Here is a 776-nt window from a genome sequence, read left to right on the forward strand (position 1 = left end):
GGCCTGGCGCGCACGTTCACCGGCCGCGGGATGCGAGTCGTGCTGCGGCTCGTCCCCGCCGCGCAGGGCCAGGCGCTGTCGAGCGCGGCGCTCGCCGCCGGCCTCGGCCGGCTGGCGACCCGATTCCGCGGCGAGCCGGGCCTGATCGGTTACGAGGTCCCCGCCGCCACGGGCACCGCGGCGGCGCTGACCGACGCCGTCACGGCGCAGGACCCCTACCACCTGCTGTGGCGGGACCGCCCGGCACCGTTCGACGCCGCCGCCACCGTCGCCGTCAACGACCCGACCGGATACCTGGTCGGGTGGAAGGACGGCTCGCCCGCGGCGGTGCGCGGCCTCGTGTCGGCGGCGGACGCGTTCGGGCTGAGCTGGTTCTACGACGCGCCCAGCGGCACGGGCGGGACGATCGGCACCGATCCGCCGCGAGCCCTGGGCGGGGGTCCACTCCCGGCCGCTCCGGCGCAGAGCGTCCGTCCGTATCCGGTGGCCGTCGCGGGAACACCCGAGTCACTGCGATTCGACGACGCGCGGGTCCTCACGGTCACCTACCGGACCGCCGCGCCCGCCGGCAGTTCCCTGGCGCCCGGCACGGCGACGGCCATCAGCGTGCCGGCGTGGTCCTACCCGCAGGGCTATCAGGTCCAGGTCGTCGGCGCGCGAGTGACCTCGGCACCGGGTGCGGGCCTGCTGTGCGTCGTGGCCGAGCCCGGGGCGGTCCGGGTCGACGTCCGGGTCTCTCCGGCCACCGCCGGCCCGCAGGTGAGAGCGCCCGCGGC

General features: G+C 77.3%; 1 pseudogene. It reads left to right on the forward strand.

The features are described 5' to 3' along the window. A pseudogene (locus tag ND748_RS33140) lies at positions 1–776 on the forward strand (hypothetical protein); the annotation flags it as partial.

The organism is Frankia sp. AiPs1, from assembly GCF_023716945.1.
Taxonomy (GTDB): domain Bacteria; phylum Actinomycetota; class Actinomycetes; order Frankiales; family Frankiaceae; genus Frankia.